Consider the following 17,498-nt stretch of genomic DNA (forward strand, 5'->3'; position numbering starts at 1 on the left):
AGGGCAGCGGGTAGTGATCAGACATGCGCGACAACGAGTACCCGACCCCCGTGTCCGACACCGAGGCGCAAGGGCTGCCCGACACCGCCGATGACGACTCGACCGCCAACGACGACGTCCTCACCGGGCGCGAGGCGGACGGCCCGGACCCGGCCCAACTGCCCGGCGATCGGACGCCGGTGGCGGTGGACCGGTTCGGAACGACCGCCGAGGAGCAGCTCGACGGTGAGTCGTTGGACTACAAGCTCGACCGCGAGGTCTACGAGCGCCCGGCGGACGACCCGCTGGCCGGCACCATCGACCCGAAGATCGCCTTCGAGGCGGACAACCTGGAAGCCGCGGCGGAGGCCCAACTGGACGCCGACGTGATGGATCCCGGGCCGACCTCGGACCCGAACTCACCGGTCTCCCTCTACGACCACGGTCAGCTCGGCACAGTGGCCGACGCCACAGTGGGCCGGCTGGTGGAACCGGACGAGGGGTCGCACACCGACCAGGAGACCGACTCGGTGGCGTACGACGCCGGATCGGCCGGGGGCGGAGCGACAGCCGAGGAGCTGGCCATCCACGAGACGGAGCCGCCGCGCTCGGTCTGACGCCCGCTCAGTCGTCCAGACCGCGTTCGGTGGCGTACCGGGTCAGTTCGACCCGGTTGTGCAGTTGCAGCTTGCCCAGGGTGTTCTGCACGTGGTTCTGCACGGTGCGGTGCGACAGGCCGAGCCGCTGGGCGATCTGCTTGTACGACATCCCCTTCGCCACCAGCCGCAGCACCTCCGTCTCCCGTTCGGTGAGCTGGGGCGTCGCGGGTTCGGCAGCGTCGGCCGGGCCAGGCCCCCTCCCCGGTCCGGCGGCCAGCCGGCGGTACTCGCCGAGCACCAGCCCGGCCAGGCCTGGGGTGAAGACCGCGTCGCCGGCCGCGGTGCGGTGCACCGCGGCCAGGAACTCGGCGGGCGCTGTCGACTTCACCAGGTAACCGGTGGCCCCGGCCTTGACCGCGTCCAGCACGCTCTGCTGTTCGCCGCTGGCGCTGAGCATCAGCACCCGTACGGCGGGCAGAGCCGCGCGCAACCCCAGGATCACCTCGACGCCGGAGATGTCGGGTAGTTGCAGATCGAGGACGACGACATCGGGCCGGGCGGCCGCGGCCACCCGGATGGCCTGTCGTCCCTCGCCGCTGGTCGCCACCACCAGGAAACCGGCCTCGGTCAGGTCGCGGGCCACGCCCTCCCGCCACATCGGATGGTCGTCCACCACCATCACCCGGATCGGGTCCACCGCTGTCACCTCGGCACGCTCAGCTCGATCTCGGTGCCCGCCTCGGGGGCGGACACGATCCGAACCGTGCCGCCCACGTCGGCCACCCGGCCCCGGATCGACTGGGTCACGCCGAGCCGACCCTGGGCGGCCGCCTCGTCCAGCCGTCCGGCCGGGATGCCCGGCCCCTCGTCGCGGATCGACACGGTCACCGTCGCCCCCTCATCCTCGATCAGCACCCAGGCCCGCCCGCCGGCGTGCCGCCCCACGTTGTCGAGGGCCGCGCCGGTCGCGGCGGCCAACTCTCCGGCCACCCGTCGGGGCAGCGGCACCGGGGTGGCCGGGGCGGAGAGCGCCACCGCCGCCGAGGCGTACCGGCCGAGCAGGGTCCGCAGGTCCACCGCCTCGCCGCCGTCCGGGAGGCTCGCGGCGGCCGGGCCGGCGCCGGCGATCAGCGCCCGCAGGGCAACCTCCTGCTCGCCGGCCAGCCGGGCCAGCTCGCCGCCCTCCCCGGGCAGGTCGGCGCCGCGCCGCTGCACAAGCGCCAGCACCTGGAGCACCGAGTCGTGAATGTCCCGGGCCAGCCGCTCCCGCTCCCGGGTGGCGGCCTCCAGCTCCACAGCGCGTTGCAACCGCTCCTCGGCGCTCACCGCGAGCCGGGCCACGTGCCCGACCACCACTCCGGCGAGCAGCATCAGGATCACCCCGGTGAACGAGGACTGGCCGATCCGCTCCCGGGTGGCCAGGTCCGCGCCGGCGACCAGCAACGCGGCGACAGTGCCCCGCCGCCGGCCACCGGAGACGGCCCAGGCCAGCACCGGGCCGGCCATCCAGGCCACACCCAGGGTGGGTACGCCGTGGGTGAGCGCCGTCCGGCCGACCACCCACGGGGTGGCCAGCACGATGGCCACCACCACCCCGAGGTCGGCCAGCAGCAGCGGCCAGCGCCGCCAGGCCGGTCGGGCGTACGCGATCGCTGTCGCGCCGGTCCAGGCGATCATCAGAACGATCAGGGCGCCGACGGCGTACGGGTGGGCGTACCGGTCGGCGTCGCGCACCGCGAGCGCGCAGACGTACGCCAGGGAGGCCAGCCTGAACACGGTGAGCGCACGCCACAGCGGCACCTCGAACCCACCCGGTGGCGACGGCATGGCGGTCAGGATGCCACAACCGGGCCGACGCACGGCGAGCAGCGAGTGCGGTTCGGGAAACCCTGACGTACGGTGGAAAAGCCGCGAAATACTCCGAGATGCGCCGCCGGGACGGGCCCATGACGAACGCAGACCCGCACGCACCGCGTACGGTTGTGCCCATCGAACCTGCCCTCCTGATCGCCGAAGCCTTTGACCAGGCCCAGGTGACCGAGATTCGACACTCGGTCACCTCCTGCGCGCATGCCTCGGGTCTCAGCGGCCAACGGCTTGACGACTTCGTGCTCGCGATCAACGAATTGATCACCAACGCGGTGCGACACGGCGGTGGGCGCGGCTGGCTGCGGCTCTGGCGCGAGTCGGGTGCGCTGGTCTGCGAGGTCGCCGATCACGGGCACGGGATCACCCCGCAACGGCTGCGCGACCGCAGTCGGCCCGCCCCGGACACCGCCGGCGGCTGGGGTCTCTGGCTGGCCCGCGAGCTGACCGACGCGATGGAGGTCGCAACCGGCACCGCCGGCACCACAGTCCGCATCTCCACCGGCCTGACGACCCGCAACCACACCCCCCGCTAACCCCCCTCGCGCCGCCCCAACCCGCCCTTTCTGCGCGATCTTGCACTTACTGTCCCGACGAATCGTTCAAAACCACTCATACCGGCGACACGAACTGCAAGATCGCGCGGGGGGCGGGGCGGAGCGAGGGCGAGGGTAGGGCGGGTCAGGCGAAGAGGGCGGAGACGGATTCTCCGTTGTGGATTCGGCGCGTCGCCTCGGCCAGGGCGGGGGCCACCGACAGGACCTGCAACTTGGGGACCCGCTTGGCGGCCGGGATGGGCACCGTGTTGGTGCAGACGATCTCCAGGACGCCATCCTGGTCGCTGAGCCGCTGCAACGCGTCGCCGGAGAAGAGGCCGTGCGTGCAGGCGAGCCGGATCGACCGGACCTTCAGGCCGCGCAGGTGCTCCATCAGCTCGACCACGGTGCTGCCCTTGGCGATCTCGTCGTCCAGCACTATGACATCCCGGTCGGTCACGTCGCCGATCACTGCGCTGATCTTGACCAGGTCGTCGCTGAACCGCTGCTTCGCCCCGGCCGCCACCGGCGTGCCGAGCAGCCGGGCGAAGGCCGCGGCCTCCTTGGCGTTGCCCAGGTCGGGCGAGACCACCACAGTGTTGCTGAGGTCGTAGCGCCGGAAGTGGGTGGCCAGCTCCCGCAGCGCGTGCAGGTGATCCACCGGGACGCTGAAGAAGCCGTGCACCTGCGGCGAGTGCAGGGTCATCGCGAGCACCCGGTCTGCCCCGGCCGAGGTGAGCAGGTCAGCGACGAGCCGAGCGCCGATCGAGATCCGTGGCGCGTCCTTCTTGTCCGACCTGGCGTACGCGTAGTGCGGCAGTACCACAGTGATCCGGCCGGCGGAGGCGCCCCGGGCGGCGTCGATCATCAGCAGCAGCTCGACCAGGTGCTCCTGCACCGGCGGCACCAACGGCTGGATCAGGAAGACGTCCCGCTCCCGGCAGTTGGCCTGCAACTGGACTTCCAGGCAGTCGTTCGCGAACCGGGAGACCCGCACCGGGTGCAGCGGCACCCCCAGGTGGGCGCAGATCTCGGCAGCCAGGTCGGGATGGGCGGTTCCACTGAAAACTGCGATGTCGCGCACGTTCGCACATCGTAGGGGAAGTCGACGGCCGCCGACGGCGGCGGGCCGGAACCCGCAGTGAACGCCTGTCGCGCCGCACCGCCGTCCGGGTACGGTGCTGCGGTGACCCCCCAGTACGTCGCCGCCATCGATCAGGGCACCACCTCCTCGCGGTGCATCGTCTTCGACTCCGCCGGAGACATCGTCGCCGTGGCCCAGCGTGAGCACCGGCAGATCTTCCCCCGACCGGGGTGGGTGGAGCACGACGCCGAGGAGATCTGGGACAACGTCGAGCAGGTGGTCGCCGAGGCGCTGCGGGCCGCCGGCACCGACGCGTCCGGGCTGGCCGCCGTCGGCATCACCAACCAACGGGAGACCACTGTCGTCTGGGACCGGGCCACCGGTCGCCCGGTGGCCAACGCCATCGTCTGGCAGGACACCCGGACCGGGCCGCTGCTGCGCGAGCTCGCGTCGGCGTACGGCGAGGAGCGGTTCCGGGCCCGCACGGGCCTGCCGTTGGCCACCTACTTCGCCGGGCCGAAGCTGCGCTGGCTGCTCGACGAGGTCGACGGCCTGCGCGAGCGCGCCGAGCGCGGCGAGGTGCTCTTCGGCACCATGGACAGCTGGCTGATCTGGAAGCTGACCGGCGAGCACGTTACCGATGTGACGAACGCCAGCCGGACCATGCTGATGGACCTCACGAGCCTGAACTGGGCCCCGGAGCTGCTGGACGCGATGGGTGTCCCGGCGGCCATGCTGCCGGAGATCCGCTGCTCCGCCGAGGTGTACGGCACGGCCGGCGGGGTGCTCGCCGGAGTGCCGGTGGCGAGTGCGCTCGGCGACCAGCAGGCCGCCCTGTTCGGGCAGACCTGCTTCCAGCCGGGTGAGGCGAAGTGCACCTACGGCACCGGCAGCTTCCTGCTGCTCAACACCGGCGCCACAGCTGTCCCGTCGACGCACGGGCTGCTCACCACTGTCGCCTACCGGATCAAGGACCAACCACCGGCGTACGCCCTCGAAGGCGCCATCGCGGTCACCGGCTCGCTGGTGCAGTGGTTGCGCGACAACCTCGGGTTGATCTCCACGGCCGCCGAGGTGGAGGAGTTGGCCCGAACCGTCGACGACAACGGCGGCTGCTACGTGGTGCCGGCGTTCTCGGGGCTGTTCGCCCCGCACTGGCGCAGTGACGCCCGCGGGGTGATCGCCGGGTTGACCGGCTACATCACCAAGGGGCACCTGGCGCGGGCGGTGCTGGAGGCGTCGGCGTGGCAGACCCGCGAGGTGGTCGACGCGATGGACGCGGACTCGGACGTGGCGCTGCGCCGTCTCCGGGTGGACGGCGGGATGACCGCCAACGGCCTGCTCATGCAGTTCCTCGCCGATGTGCTCGACGTGCCGGTGGTCCGCTCCCGGATCACCGAGACCACCTGCCTCGGCGCGGCGTACGCGGCCGGTCTGGCGGTCGGCTTCTGGCCGGACCTGGCCACCCTGCGTGCGCAGTGGCGCTCCGACGCGCAGTGGGAGTCGACGATGGCACCGGAGCTACGCGATCAGGAGCTGCGCCAGTGGCGCAAGGCGGTGCAGCGCACCCTCGACTGGGTGGAGTGACGCCGGCCCGGCGCCGGACGCCCACCCGTCCCGGCCATGCACCTACGTGCGCCTCCTTTGCTCTGCTTCAACGGACGCAACGGAAAGGGGCCGTGAGTGTTGCGCCGGTTGAAGCAGAGCAAAGGGCGCGCGCAGCGCGGTGCTGACCCGGTGGATCGCTGGCGGCCCGCTCAGCTCCAGCGGTTGCCGGTGAGCTTCTCGTAGACGTCGACGTAGCGGGCCCGGGTCGCCTCGACGACCTCGACGGGCACGTCCGGTGCCGGCTCCTGCTTGTTCCATCCGCTGCCGGTGGCCCAGTCCCGCACGTACTGCTTGTCGTAGGAGAACTGCACCCGCCCCGGCTGGTACGACTCGGCGGGCCAGAACCGTGACGAGTCGGAGGTGAGCAGCTCGTCGGCGAGGACCAGGGTGCCGTCCGGCGCCCAACCCAGCTCGATCTTGGTGTCGGCGATCAGGATGCCCCGGTCGGCGGCCAGCTCGGCGCCGCGCCGGTAGACGTCGAGGGTGATCTGCCGCAGCCGCTCGGCGGTGGCCTGGCCCACCTTGGCCACCACGTCGTCGTACGTGATGGGCTCGTCGTGCTCGCCGGCCGGCGCCTTGCTCGACGGCGTGAAGATCGGCTCGGGCAGAATCGACGCCTCACCGAGCCCGCGGGGCAGCGGCACGCCGGAGACCGCGCCGGTCTGCTCGTACTCCCGCAGGCCGCCGCCGGTCAGGTAACCGCGGGCGACGCATTCGACCGGGACCATGTCCAGCCGCTGGCAGCGGATTGCCCGCCCGGCGAACTCGACGGGCACGTCGGTGGCCGAGATGACGTGGTTCGGCACCAGGTCGGCGAGCTGCTCGAACCACCAGAGCGAGAGCGCGGTGAGCAGGCGACCCTTGTCCGGGATCGGCGTCGGCAGCGCCACGTCGTAGATCGAGATGCGATCCGAGGCCACCAGGATCAGGTCGTCGCCGTCGGCGTAGACGTCCCGGACCTTGCCCGAGTGCAGAAGTTCCACGCGCCCTAGTACACCACGCGAGATGGGAGGGCCTGATTCGACCACCCGGCCGAGGGTGACCGGACGGACGTTGACACCTTCGTGCGCTGCCTGCGTGAATGGTCCGACCGCCACCGCCGTAGGTCCAGGAGAGCGCCGTGCCCGTTGTTCGACCCCCGATCGACCGCCTCGGCGCGGACCCGGGCCGACGCCGACTGCTCGGCGCGTTGCTCGGCGCGCCTCTGCTCGCGTCCGGCGGGTTGGCGGGGTGCAGCGACGGCGCCGCCACCTCGACCCAGGACGGGCCCGTCGAGCTGTCGGTCTTCTGGTGGGGTGGCGCCAAGCGGGCCGAGCTCACCGAGAAGGCGCTGCGGCTCTACTCGCATCGCAACCCCCGGGTCACCTTCCGGGTCACCTGGCAGGGCGCCGAAGGTTACTACGACCGGCTGGCCACCCAGGCGGGCGGCGGGAACGTACCGGACCTGATCCAGATCGACGACGCCATGCTGACCGAGTACACCCAACGTCAGGTCATCCTCGATCTCACCGACCACCACCTGGATCTTCGGGGCCTGCCGGAGGGTCTGATCCGCTACGGCACCGTGGAGGGGCGGACGATGGCGGTGGCCGCCGGGCAGACCCACGCGGTGGTGGTGTTCAACCGGGACCTGCTGCGGGAGCTGGAGATGCCGGAGCCCCGCGCCGGGATGACCTGGGCCGACTACATCTCCTGGGCCACGCAGGTCACCGAGGCCAGCGACCGCCGGGTGGCCGGCACCATGGACGGGTCGGGCGACTACCGGGCGCTCTGGCTCTGGTTGCGGTCGCAGGGCGGCGAGTTCTACCGGGGCAACCAGCTCGGCTTCGGCGCCGACGAGCTGATTGCCTGGTTCGAGTTGTGGCAGCGGGCCCGCCGGGGCCGAGCCACGCCGAGCGCGGCCCTGGTCGAGCAGGCCGACAGCGGCGAGCCGGCCCGGCAACTCGTGGTGAACGGGGTGACGGCGGCGTCCTTCGCCTGGTCGCACCAGCTGCCGGAGCTGCAACGACTCACCGAGTCCGAGTTGGGCATCGTCGGCTTACCCGGCCCGACGGGGGCTCAGTGGGCGCGAGCGTCGATGTACTGGGCGGCGTTCCGGGGCACCCGCCACCCGGCCGCGGTCGCCGACGTGATCAACTTTTTGACCACCAATGGTGAGGTCGGCGCCGTTCTCGGCCACGAACGTGGGCTGAACGCCAGCGCCGCGGTCCGCCGCTACACCGAGGGCAGCATCACCGACCCGGCCCAGCGACGTGCGGCCGAGTTCGGCGCCAGCATCGCCGACCTGCTCGGACCGGCGCCGGCGCCGCCGCCCCAGGGGCACGCCAAGGTACGCACCCTGCTGGTCACCGCCGCCGAGCGCATCCGCGTCAAGCGCGATGGCACCCGCGAGGCCACCGCGCGCTTCCTGTCCCAGGCCATCGCGGCCCTGGCGGCTGGGAGCACCGGCGGCCAGCCCGGAGCCGGCCGCTGGTGACCCGCCGGCGCCTCGGGCCCGGTCAGCGCGGCGGGCCACCTCGCCGGTTGCGCATCAGCCGCAGCACCAGGAACACGACGATCGCGACGACCACCAGGCAGCAGAGCAGCGGGAGCACCCCGAAGCCGCTGCGGCCTCGCCGCCGGGCGGCCTCCACCACGAGTTCGCCGGTGCCCGTGGACGCCCAGGCCGCGACGGGCACGAAGACCGCCAGTACGACCGCACCGAAGACCGCGCTCAGGCGGCCCCACCACTTACCGAATGAAGACATGTGCCCATCCTCGCCGAAGGGCGCAACCTCGGCACGTCGGTCCACGCCGAATCACGGGACCGGATGGTCCGGAAGCTCTCCGGCCGACGCGCAACGCGCTCGCAACGTCCCGGCAAAGATGATGATCTTTACATGAATCTCTCGAGGTGATCGGATTCGCCTCATGCCCAACTCTGTAGACAGTGCGCGGATCTCTCGCACCCGAAGATCTGCGGCGGCAGCGGTAGGCGTCACAATCGTCGCCGCTCTCCTCACCCCCACGGCGGCGCACGGCGCCCCACCGCCCCCACCGCCGCCGACGGGACCCGCCCCGAGCGGCAACGCGGACCGCGCACCCGTCACTGTCACACTGATCACCGGCGACCGGGTGACGGTGACCCCGGGCGTCCACGACGCAACCCCCTCGGTGGACGTCAAGCGCGCCCCGGGCGCCACCGGCGCCGTACGCGTCTCCACTGAGGGTCGGGACACCTACGTGTACCCGGACGAGGCGTTGCCGTACCTCGCCACCGGTCGACTCGACAAGCAACTGTTCGACGTCACCCAGCTCATCGCCCAGGGCTACGACGACGCCCGTACCGCCGAACTCCCCCTGATCGTCACCCGCACGGCGGGCGCGGCGAAGCTCAGGGCCGGCACCACGCTGCCGGGCGCGCAGACCACGCTGGAGCTTCCCTCCGTCAGTGGTGAGGCGATCCGCACCCGCCGATCGCAGGCCGCGGACTTCTGGTCGGCCCTCACCCATGGACAGTCGACGACCGGCCGCAGCGCTGCCACCCCGGCACCCTCCTTCGCGGCCGGCATCGACAAGGTGTGGCTCGACGGCAAGGCGAAGGCCGCCCTGGCCGATACCACCGCCCAGATCGGCGCGCCCGCCGCGTGGGCCGCGGGTGGCACCGGCAGCGGTGTCCGGGTCGCCGTCCTGGACAGCGGGGTGGACACCACCCACCCGGATCTCGCCGATCAGGTGGTGGCCTCCCGGAGCTTCATCCCCGGTCAGGACGTGATCGACCGCAACGGGCACGGCACTCACACCGCGTCCACAGTCGCCGGGACGGGCGCCGCCTCCGGCGGCAGGGAACGGGGTGTGGCCCCCGACGCCGACCTGGTGATCGGCAAGGTCCTCGACGAGTACGGCAGCGGGTCCATCTCGGGGATCATCGCGGGCATGGAGTGGGCTGCGCGGGCCGAACACGCCAAAGTGATCAACATGAGCCTCGGCGTGAGCGCGTGGCACACCCAGGACGACCCGCTGAGCCAGGCCGTCAACCAGCTGACCGCCGAGACGGGTGCCCTCTTCGTCGTGGCCGCCGGCAACAGCGGACCAGACCCGTACACGCTCGGTGCGCCCGGTACCGCTGACGCCGCGCTGACAATCGGCGCGGTGGACACCTCCGACCACCTGGCGGGCTTCTCCAGCGTCGGGCCCCGAATGAACGACGAGGCCCTCAAGCCCGACATGACCGCTCCCGGGGTGGACGTGCTGGCGGCACGCTCGCAGCACATCTCCTGGGGTGAGGGCTACTACTACGTCGACAGTGGCACCTCGATGGCAGCGCCGCACGTCGCCGGGGCGGCCGCCCTGCTGGTGCAGAAGCACCCGACCTGGAGCGCGCGGCAGATCAAGGACGCGCTGATGAGCACCAGCGCCCGTACGCCCGACTACGACGCCTACCAGGCCGGTAGCGGTCGGTTGAACGTCGCCGCCGCCTACCACCAGGACCAGGTCATCGCGTCCGGGTCGGTGGACGCCGGGCTCGTCGGCTGGGGCACCGCACCACAGCCGATCAAGCGGACGATCACCTACACGAACACCACTGACAGCCCGATCGCGGTGGAGCTCTCCGTCGACCACGGCACCGCCCCCGCGCAGACGTTCACGGCAACCGCCGACCGTGTCACGGTGCCCGCTCGGGCGAGCGCGACGGTCGACGTCGTGGTGGCCCCGGCCGGCCTTCCCGCCGGCAGGTACTCCGCCCAGGTCACGGCCCGCTTCGCCGCCGGCGAGGTGCACACGGCCGTCGGGGTCGCCGTCGAGTCCAAGAAGTACGACCTCACCATCCACCTGAAGGACCGCGCCGGCCGGCCCATGAGCGGCGAGGTCGAGGTCGTCAACGCCGAGACGGGCTCCGCCTTCATGTGGGTGCCGGACGGAAAGCTCACCGCCCGCCTGGCGCCCGGCTCCTACACAGTCGTCACGGGGGCGGACGTGGAGGGTCTGCACGGGCCCCACTCTCTCGGACTCGCGATGCTGACGGCCCCCGAGGTCGACCTGACCACCAACCGGGTCGTGGAACTCGACGCCGCACGGGCCCGCCAGGTGAAGGTGGCGACACCCCAGCCGACCGCCGTCGTCAACAGCAGAATCGACGTCTACCGCTCCTTCACCTCGAGCGAGCCGACACCCACCGACTGGAGCGCACTGCGCGAGACGTTCTGGCCGGGCGCCGCCTACGACAGCCTGTGGGCCCTGCCGACCAGTGGCAAGGTGCGCAAGGGGAGCTTCGTCTTCACCACCCGGATCCGTGCCGAGCAGACGCCGCTGGCGATCAGCTACCACGGTCGGCACCTCAGCGCCCCGCTCGCGCAGCCCGGTGCCCTGCCGCTGCCCGACGGCACCTCACGCCTGGACGCCGTCTTCGCGGGAGCCGGCGGCGACGCCGACTACGCCGGTGTCTCCGCCCGCGGCAGGGCAGTGGTCGTCCGCAGCAACGAATCGGTGCCTCCCACGGACCAGGCAGCGGCGGCGCACACCGCCGGTGCGGCGATGCTCGTCGTGGTCAACGACCGCGCGGGCCGCAAGAGCGACTGGTACGGCAACCCCGACGCCGTGACGACCGGACCGGTCCCGGTGGCCTCGGTGACCATGGACGAGGGCGAGGCGTTGATCCAGAAGATCAGCGCTGCCGGCCGCACGCCGCTACGACTGGTCGTCGTCGCCCACCCCAGGGCGAAGTACCTGTACGACCTGGTGGACTACCACAGTGGCGGGGTGCCGAAGGACCCGTCCGCCAAGACCGACCCGCGCAACCTCGCCCGGATCGATCTCACCTTCTCCCCGCCCCCGGGGAAGCAGTCCAGCGAGACCCGGATGGACTTCCCGCCGTACGAGTACGGGGCGGCACGGCCGTTCCCGTTCGAGCCGGTCGCGCCGGGACCACGCACCGACTGGGTCTCCGCGGGCGGCGGCATCAAGTGGATGCAGTACGCCGACGTCGCCGACTGGGCGCGCTCCAACACGGAGGCCATCGCTTACCGGCCGGGCAGCGTCCAGAAGGACCGCTGGTTCGGACCCATCACCCGGCCGCGGCTGCTCAGCACCGAGATCCCGTTCCGGGGTGAGACCGCCATGAGCGCCTACATCCAGGGGTTCGGCGACGCGGGCGCCGCCCACAGCGGCGGGGCCAGCATGTCGCAGATCGCCACGTTCTATCAGGGCGACAAGCAGCTGACCCAGTTCAACGGCTGGCCGGAGGTCGGCGCGGGTGACCTGTCGCCGGAGAAGCTGCCGTACCGACTGGTCGTCGAGACCACGGGCAAGCCCGAGTTCAGCCCGTACTCGACCGCCACGCACACCGAGTGGAGCTTCGTCTCCGGCGGCAGCACTGAGGTGCAGGCCATCCCGCTGGTCCAACTGGACTACGGAACGGACGTGGACGTCGCGGGTCGGACGAAGCGCCGAACCGACTTCTCGATCACGCCGGTGGTGGTGGGCAGCACCGCTGCCCGCGACGGCGTGTCGTCACTCCAGTTGGAGATCTCCTACGACGACGGGGCGACCTGGCGGCGGCAGGACCTGCGGGAGAAGAAGGGAACCTGGCAGGCGTCGCTGAACGCACCACACTCTGCCGACTTCGTGTCGATCCGGGTCACCGCCGAGCAGCGCAACGGCGGCGGCGTCACCCAGACCGTCACCCGGGCCTTCGGCCTGCGGTAGAACCCGCCGGGGGTCGGCGCCGACGAGGTGCCGGCCCCTGCGGGCCCCTCATCACGACAGCGGCACCAAACAAGTCCGGCCCCCACACTGTGGGGGCCGGACTCATATCACTTTCAGTGGTAGCGGGGACAGGATTTGAACCTGCGACCTCTGGGTTATGAGCCCAGCGAGCTACCGAGCTGCTCCACCCCGCGTCGACTGGTTAAGACTAACTCACCCGTTCCGGGCGATGATCAGTGGGGTCGGCATCCGCTGTGGCCGGCATCCCGGAATGTCGAAAGCCCGCCTCCGGCGAACCGGAGACGGGCTTCGAACTGGTGTTTCTCTCGTAGCGGGGACAGGATTTGAACCTGCGACCTCTGGGTTATGAGCCCAGCGAGCTACCGAGCTGCTCCACCCCGCGTCGGTTCGATAACCGTAGCGCACCGACCCGGGACACCGCAAAGCGACTCCGATACCGCCGACACGGACAGCTCTGACCTGGGCGTTGTCAGTCGAGCCAGCTCTCGATCGCCGCGACCGCCCGGCGACTGTCGGCATCGACCTGGGACCGAACGGCCGCCGTGTGCTCCCAACCCTGCTCCCAGAGCACAGTCACCACGTCGCCGACCCGGACCGCCCGGACCAGCCGAACCTCCTCCGTACCCGGCTCGCCCATCCCGTCCGGCATCGGGGCCCGCATCTCGAACAGCACCGACGCGTCCCCGTACACCTCAGAGGCCAGCAGCCGCTGTCGCCACGTCCTGTTGTCGTCGGGCAGCTTCTGGTCGGGGCAGCCGCGCACTGCCTGCCGCAACTCCCGCAACGCGTCGTCGGCACGGCCCGCCCGGTAGATGGTGATGGTGTGCCGGTAGCTGCCGTCCGGCACGTGCCCCGTCGGCGTCTCCGAAAACTTGTAGGCCAGGTAGCGACCACGGCGGTGGACCATTGCCGAGTCGCTGGGCAGGCGCGCGCCGCACAGCGTCGGCAGTGCCGGGCCCTCCCCCGAGGATTCCAGTCCGGTCCGATTCGGGGCCGCCAGCAGGAAGAAGGCGCGGTCCGGGATCGAGGTGGGCGGCCGAGGCACCGCCGGTCCGGTGGCCGGCTGCGACGGCGTACCGCTCGGGGTGGTCCGCGACGGCGGCGGGGACGACTGCGTCGACGCCGGGGTCGGCGTGGGTGACGGCCGGGAGGTCGCGGTCGCCCCGGTCGGCGGCGGGCCCGGGGTGTCGGCGGGCGGCGGCAGCGGTGCGGAGCCGTCCGCCGGGTACGCCAGTCGGCCACCGACGGCAACCCCGCCCACGAGCAGGGCCACCGCGAGCGTCGAGCCGGCAACCCGGGCTCGGGCCCGCCGGTCGGCGAACCGCCGAAGCGACTCGGGATGGGTCAGCTCGTGCCCGTCCGCGACGGTGCTGAGCGACCGGTACAGGTCAGAGAGTTCAACTGACATCGTTCGCCTCCAACTCCACTGCGCTGAGGTCGGGCAGCAGCGCGGCCAGCCGGGACCGGCCTCGGGACAGCCAGGACTTCACGGTGCCGACCGGGACGTCGGTCTCCCGGGCGATCTCCTCGACGGACATGTCGAAGAGGTAGTGCAGGGCCAGCGCCTGCCGGTGCGTGGCGGGCAACTGCCGGAGCGCTCCGGCCAGGAGCACCCCGTCCTCGCTGGGCGGGGGTGCCATCTCCGGCGGTCCGGTGCGGCTCAGCACCACCCGCCAACGGTGCAGGCGCCGCCAGCGGTCGGTCGCCAGCCGGGCCACCACGAGCCGCAGCCACGCCTCCGGCGCCGGATGCGACGACAGTCGCCCCCACTGCCGCCAGGCCCGGGTGTACGCCTCCTGCACCAGGTCCTGCGCCTCGCTGTGGTCGCCGGCGACCGCATAGCCGTACCGCAGCGTCCGCCGGGCGGTGCTGCGGTAGAAGTCATCGAAGCTCTGCGCGTCCCGCACGACTGTTCCCCCTCGTCCCCACCCCGTTGCAATGAGGACGGCGGACCGGCGCCGCAGGTTGCGGGCCTGGGCGGTGCTGTCGGTGACGTGACAGATACCGACAGATCAGGACAACGGCCGAGCCCCCGCCGCTCGGACCTGATGCGGTCCGAGCGACGAGGGCTCGGGGAGGAACTGCGTGCGGTGCCGGGTCAGCCGCCAGCACTCGGGCTGGCACCAGGCGCACCGGCAGCCTGCTGCGCCTGCTGGAACGCGGTGAGCGCCTCGTCGAGGGCCTTCAGCGCACGCCCGTACCGCTCGAAGTCACCCGACGTCTGCGCGGCCCGGACCTCGGTGATCGCGGTCTGCACCCGGTCCGCGGCGGCAGCCAGGTCACCTGCCGGCGGCGGGGTGCCGGCGCTCGGGGTGGGCGTCGGCGTCGCCGAGCCCGAAGGCGTCGGCGTGGGCGTGGGCGTCGTCGGGTTGCCCCCTGTCGTCGGCGGCGGCGACGTGCCCTGCCCGGCCTTCTTCCCCTGCTCGACCAACTGCTTGATGCCATCGTTGATGTTGTCGGCGAGAGCCACGAAGGAGCCGCCGTCACCGTACGAGAGCAGCACCTTCTGCAACAGCGGGTACGCGTCCTGCTGGTTGCTCTTCACGTAGACCGGCTCGACGTAGAGCATCCCGTCGGCGAACGGCAACGAGAGCAGGTTGCCGTACTGCACCTGCGCCTGGTTGCTGGAGAGCAGGTTGAGCTGCTGACGGATGTTCGCGTTGTTCGTCATCTGCTGGTGCACCTGCACCGGGCCGGAGATCCGGGTCTGATCCGGCAACTCCAGCACCTCCAGCCGAGGCTGCCCGTCGACGTACGACCCGGAGATCAGCGCCGCGAGGTTCTGCCGGCCGTTCGGGGTGACCGCCGAGGTGAGCTGGAACCGGGGGCTCTCCTGCCCCGGGAACTGGGTGAACAGGTAGTACGGAGGCTGCTTCTGACCGCTGTCCGGGGCGTCCGGCACGTTGGGCACCTGCCAGAAGTCCTGTGCGGAGTAGAAGTCACCCGGGTTCGTCACGTGGAACTTGGTCAGCAGGTTGCGCTGCACCTTGAACATGTCCGCCGGGTAGCGCAGGTGCTCGCTCAACTCGACCGGGATCTCCGCCTTCGGCAGCACCAGGTCACCGCCGAACGCCTTGTTCCACGCCTTGAGCACCGGGTCGGTGTCGTCGTACTCGTAGAGCTTCACAGTGCCGTCGTACGCGTCGACAGTGGCCTTCACCGAGTTGCGCATGTAGTTGACGTCTTCCCGGGCCAGCTGGAAGGTGCCCCGGTTGGTCAACTCGTCGGTGGTCTCGGTCTGCAGGTTGACCTTCTCCGCGTACGGGTAGGAGGCCGCCGTGGTGTAGCCGTCCACGATCCACTGCACCCGACCGTCGACCACCGCCGGGTACGGGTCGCCGTCCAGTGTGAGGAACGGCGCTACCTTTTCCACCCGGTCGCGCGGGTTGCGCACGTAGAGCAGCTTGGAGTCCTTGTTGACCGCCTCGGAGAGCAGGAAGTTCGACTCCTGCTCCTTGATGGCGTACAGCAGCCGCCGGGTGAAGGAGCCGATCTCCACACCGCCCTCACCGGTGTAGGTGTAGGACTCGCCGCCGCCCTCACCGACCGGCCTGTCGAACTCGGCCTTCTTGTTCGGGTCGGACTGCCCGACGATGGCGTAGTCGTCGGCCGCCATCCGCTCGCCGTAGTAGATGCGCGGCTGCTTGGCCGGAATCTGCTCGGTCTGCGAGGAGCACGCCTCCTGGGTCTTCTCGCCGAGGAACCCGGAGACGAAGAACGGCTGCCCGCCGCAGACCACCTGGTTGGCCGGGGCGGCCACCAGCCCGTACCCGTGGGTGTAGACGGTGTGCCGGTTGATCCAGGTGTTCTGCTGGTCGGTCAGCTCGCCGTAGTTGATCTCCCGGACGCCGACCACGTAGTCGGAGACCTTGCCGTTCACCCCGTACCGGTCGATGTCCAGCTTCGGACCGAAGTCGTAGAAGCCACGCACCTGCTGGAGCTGGGTGTACGTCTCGCTGACCAGTTGCGGGTCGAGCAGCCGCACGTTCGACACCACAGCGGTGTCGGTGGCCAGGTTCCCCGGTGGGGTGAGGTTGTTCGCCGCGTACGCGGTCGTCTCGGTGGCCCCCAACCCGAACGCCGCGCGCGTCGCGTCGATGCTGCGCTGGATGTACGGCGCTTCCTTGTCCTTGGCGCTCGGCTTGACCTCGAAGGTCTGCACCGCCCAGGGGTAGATGCCGCCGATGGCAACCGCCGACACGCCGAGCAGCGCCAGCGAGATCCCCGGCCAGACCAGGTTCCGCATCCAGGCGTTGGAGAACACGAGGATCGCGATGGCCACCACGATCGAGATGTAGGCGAGGATCTCCTTCGCCGGCAGCAACGCGTTGACGTCCGCGTAACCGGCGCCGTACAACTTGGCGCCCTCGTTGTACTCCAGCAGCATGGCCCGCCGGTCCAACACGTACGCGATCGCCTTCAACAGCACGAAGACCGCGACCAGGGTGCTCAGGTGCGCGCGGGCCGCGTTGCTCATCCGGTCGCCGACGCCCTGCAGGCGGACCCCGCCGAAGAGGTAGTGCACCGCCAGCGCGCCGATCACGGCCAGCACCACAGCGGTGAAGGCGACCCCGAGCAGGTAACGCCAGAACGGTAGTTGGAAGACGTAGAAGCCGATGTCGACCCCGAACTCCGGGTCCTTGATGCCGAAGTCACCGCCGTTGCGGAAGAGCAGCCACTGGTTCCACCGGTTCTGTGCGGAGAGACCGGCGAAGAGCCCGACCACCGCTGCGGTCAGCGAGATCCAGGTGCCGAGCCGCGGGCTGAGCACCATCCGGTAGCGCTCCAGGGTCGCCTGCTCCACCGAGTGCGGACGCAGTCGCGGGCGCAACCGGTAGGCCAGCCAGAGGTTGCCACCGACGATCACCGCCATGCCGAGGCCGATGGCGAGGAAGAGCACCAGCCGGGTGAGCAGGACGCCGGTGAAGACCTCGGTGTAGCGGACCTCGTCGAACCAGAGCCAGTCGGTCCACGCCTGGACGCCCCAGCCGAGCAGGGTGAAGAGCACGAACACCCCGACCAGGACCGCGATGGTGACGCGCCCGCGCCGGCTCATCCTCGGGAGGGGGCTGCTGCTACGCATGACCACTGTTGGCTCCGCACGCTCGATATGATCGGCTC

13 protein-coding genes and 2 tRNA genes are annotated in these 17,498 nt (G+C 71.0%); 5 read left to right on the forward strand and 10 right to left on the reverse strand.

Annotated elements, in window-relative coordinates:
- Positions 1-23: 23 nt before the first annotated feature.
- Positions 24-596, forward strand: coding sequence for a DUF5709 domain-containing protein (locus AB0K35_RS05015; RefSeq protein WP_112583682.1), 573 nt, complete (start codon positions 24-26; stop codon positions 594-596).
- Positions 597-603: 7 nt separating this feature from the next.
- On the opposite strand, the gene AB0K35_RS05020 is transcribed toward AB0K35_RS05015, so the two are convergent.
- Both AB0K35_RS05020 and AB0K35_RS05025 read right to left on the reverse strand, forming a co-directional pair.
- Complete coding sequence (locus AB0K35_RS05020; RefSeq protein ID WP_363884487.1) at positions 604-1,257, reverse strand: response regulator transcription factor; 654 nt, start codon at positions 1,255-1,257, stop codon at positions 604-606.
- 23 nt (positions 1,258-1,280) lie between these two features.
- Positions 1,281-2,405 carry a DUF5931 domain-containing protein gene (locus tag AB0K35_RS05025; protein ID WP_363883862.1) on the reverse strand — a complete coding sequence of 375 codons (1,125 nt, stop codon included), beginning with the start codon at positions 2,403-2,405 and terminating at the stop codon, positions 1,281-1,283.
- Between the two features lie 119 nt (positions 2,406-2,524).
- Between AB0K35_RS05025 and AB0K35_RS05030 the strand changes: the two genes are divergently transcribed.
- The gene (locus tag AB0K35_RS05030) at positions 2,525-2,980 is read left to right on the forward strand and encodes an ATP-binding protein (protein ID WP_238668204.1); all 456 of its coding nucleotides are present in this window, start codon (positions 2,525-2,527) and stop codon (positions 2,978-2,980) included.
- 145 nt (positions 2,981-3,125) lie between these two features.
- Here the strand turns inward: AB0K35_RS05030 and AB0K35_RS05035 are convergent, their stop codons facing one another.
- Positions 3,126-4,064: a ribose-phosphate pyrophosphokinase gene (locus AB0K35_RS05035; RefSeq protein WP_091406120.1), complete on the reverse strand. Its 939-nt coding sequence runs from the start codon at positions 4,062-4,064 to the stop codon at positions 3,126-3,128.
- Positions 4,065-4,166: 102 nt separating this feature from the next.
- Here AB0K35_RS05035 and glpK point away from each other — a divergent pair, with 102 nt between their 5' ends.
- Positions 4,167-5,651, forward strand: coding sequence for a glycerol kinase GlpK (gene glpK, locus AB0K35_RS05040; protein WP_238668205.1), 1,485 nt, complete (start codon positions 4,167-4,169; stop codon positions 5,649-5,651).
- 170 nt (positions 5,652-5,821) lie between these two features.
- On the opposite strand, the gene AB0K35_RS05045 is transcribed toward glpK, so the two are convergent.
- The gene (locus AB0K35_RS05045) at positions 5,822-6,655 is read right to left on the reverse strand and encodes a phosphoribosylaminoimidazolesuccinocarboxamide synthase (protein ID WP_363883865.1); all 834 of its coding nucleotides are present in this window, start codon (positions 6,653-6,655) and stop codon (positions 5,822-5,824) included.
- Positions 6,656-6,792: 137 nt separating this feature from the next.
- Between AB0K35_RS05045 and AB0K35_RS05050 the strand changes: the two genes are divergently transcribed.
- Positions 6,793-8,148 carry an extracellular solute-binding protein gene (locus tag AB0K35_RS05050; protein WP_238668207.1) on the forward strand — a complete coding sequence of 452 codons (1,356 nt, stop codon included), beginning with the start codon at positions 6,793-6,795 and terminating at the stop codon, positions 8,146-8,148.
- Between the two features lie 22 nt (positions 8,149-8,170).
- Here AB0K35_RS05050 and AB0K35_RS05055 read toward each other — a convergent pair whose 3' ends face one another.
- Positions 8,171-8,419 carry a hypothetical protein gene (locus AB0K35_RS05055; protein WP_030336617.1) on the reverse strand — a complete coding sequence of 83 codons (249 nt, stop codon included), beginning with the start codon at positions 8,417-8,419 and terminating at the stop codon, positions 8,171-8,173.
- Between the two features lie 163 nt (positions 8,420-8,582).
- Here AB0K35_RS05055 and AB0K35_RS05060 point away from each other — a divergent pair, with 163 nt between their 5' ends.
- On the forward strand, positions 8,583-12,356 hold the full coding sequence (locus AB0K35_RS05060) for a S8 family serine peptidase (protein ID WP_363883867.1): 3,774 nt from the start codon (positions 8,583-8,585) through the stop codon (positions 12,354-12,356).
- Positions 12,357-12,473: 117 nt separating this feature from the next.
- On the opposite strand, the gene AB0K35_RS05065 is transcribed toward AB0K35_RS05060, so the two are convergent.
- The 5 genes from AB0K35_RS05065 to AB0K35_RS05085 form a co-directional block, all read right to left on the reverse strand.
- A tRNA-Met gene (locus tag AB0K35_RS05065) sits at positions 12,474-12,550 on the reverse strand.
- A gap of 135 nt (positions 12,551-12,685) precedes the next feature.
- A tRNA-Met gene (locus AB0K35_RS05070) sits at positions 12,686-12,759 on the reverse strand.
- A gap of 87 nt (positions 12,760-12,846) precedes the next feature.
- Positions 12,847-13,785, reverse strand: a complete 939-nt coding sequence (locus AB0K35_RS05075; RefSeq protein WP_363883869.1) for a hypothetical protein — start codon at positions 13,783-13,785, stop codon at positions 12,847-12,849.
- Positions 13,775-14,284 carry a SigE family RNA polymerase sigma factor gene (locus tag AB0K35_RS05080; protein WP_363883871.1) on the reverse strand — a complete coding sequence of 170 codons (510 nt, stop codon included), beginning with the start codon at positions 14,282-14,284 and terminating at the stop codon, positions 13,775-13,777. The genes AB0K35_RS05075 and AB0K35_RS05080 overlap by 11 nt, the downstream gene beginning before the upstream one ends.
- A 191-nt stretch (positions 14,285-14,475) precedes the next feature.
- Positions 14,476-17,460 (reverse strand): UPF0182 family protein, encoded by a 2,985-nt coding sequence (locus tag AB0K35_RS05085; protein WP_238668211.1) that lies wholly within the window; start codon positions 17,458-17,460, stop codon positions 14,476-14,478.
- Positions 17,461-17,498: the final 38 nt, after the last annotated feature.

The organism is Micromonospora sp. NPDC053740 (assembly GCF_040677775.1).
GTDB lineage: Bacteria > Actinomycetota > Actinomycetes > Mycobacteriales > Micromonosporaceae > Micromonospora > Micromonospora alfalfae.

Excerpts from the sequence above, each read along its gene's own strand:
- AB0K35_RS05015 (WP_112583682.1), top strand. The coding sequence starts at position 24 with ATGCGCGACAACGAGTACCCGACCCCCGTGTCCGACACCGAGGCGCAA.
- AB0K35_RS05020 (WP_363884487.1), bottom strand. The coding sequence starts at position 1,257 with ATGGTGGTGGACGACCATCCGATGTGGCGGGAGGGCGTGGCCCGCGAC.
- AB0K35_RS05025 (WP_363883862.1), bottom strand. The coding sequence starts at position 2,405 with ATGCCGTCGCCACCGGGTGGGTTCGAGGTGCCGCTGTGGCGTGCGCTC.
- AB0K35_RS05030 (WP_238668204.1), top strand. The coding sequence starts at position 2,525 with ATGACGAACGCAGACCCGCACGCACCGCGTACGGTTGTGCCCATCGAA.
- AB0K35_RS05055 (WP_030336617.1), bottom strand. The coding sequence starts at position 8,419 with ATGTCTTCATTCGGTAAGTGGTGGGGCCGCCTGAGCGCGGTCTTCGGT.
- AB0K35_RS05060 (WP_363883867.1), top strand. The coding sequence starts at position 8,583 with ATGCCCAACTCTGTAGACAGTGCGCGGATCTCTCGCACCCGAAGATCT.
- AB0K35_RS05075 (WP_363883869.1), bottom strand. The coding sequence starts at position 13,785 with ATGTCAGTTGAACTCTCTGACCTGTACCGGTCGCTCAGCACCGTCGCG.
- AB0K35_RS05085 (WP_238668211.1), bottom strand. The coding sequence starts at position 17,460 with ATGCGTAGCAGCAGCCCCCTCCCGAGGATGAGCCGGCGCGGGCGCGTC.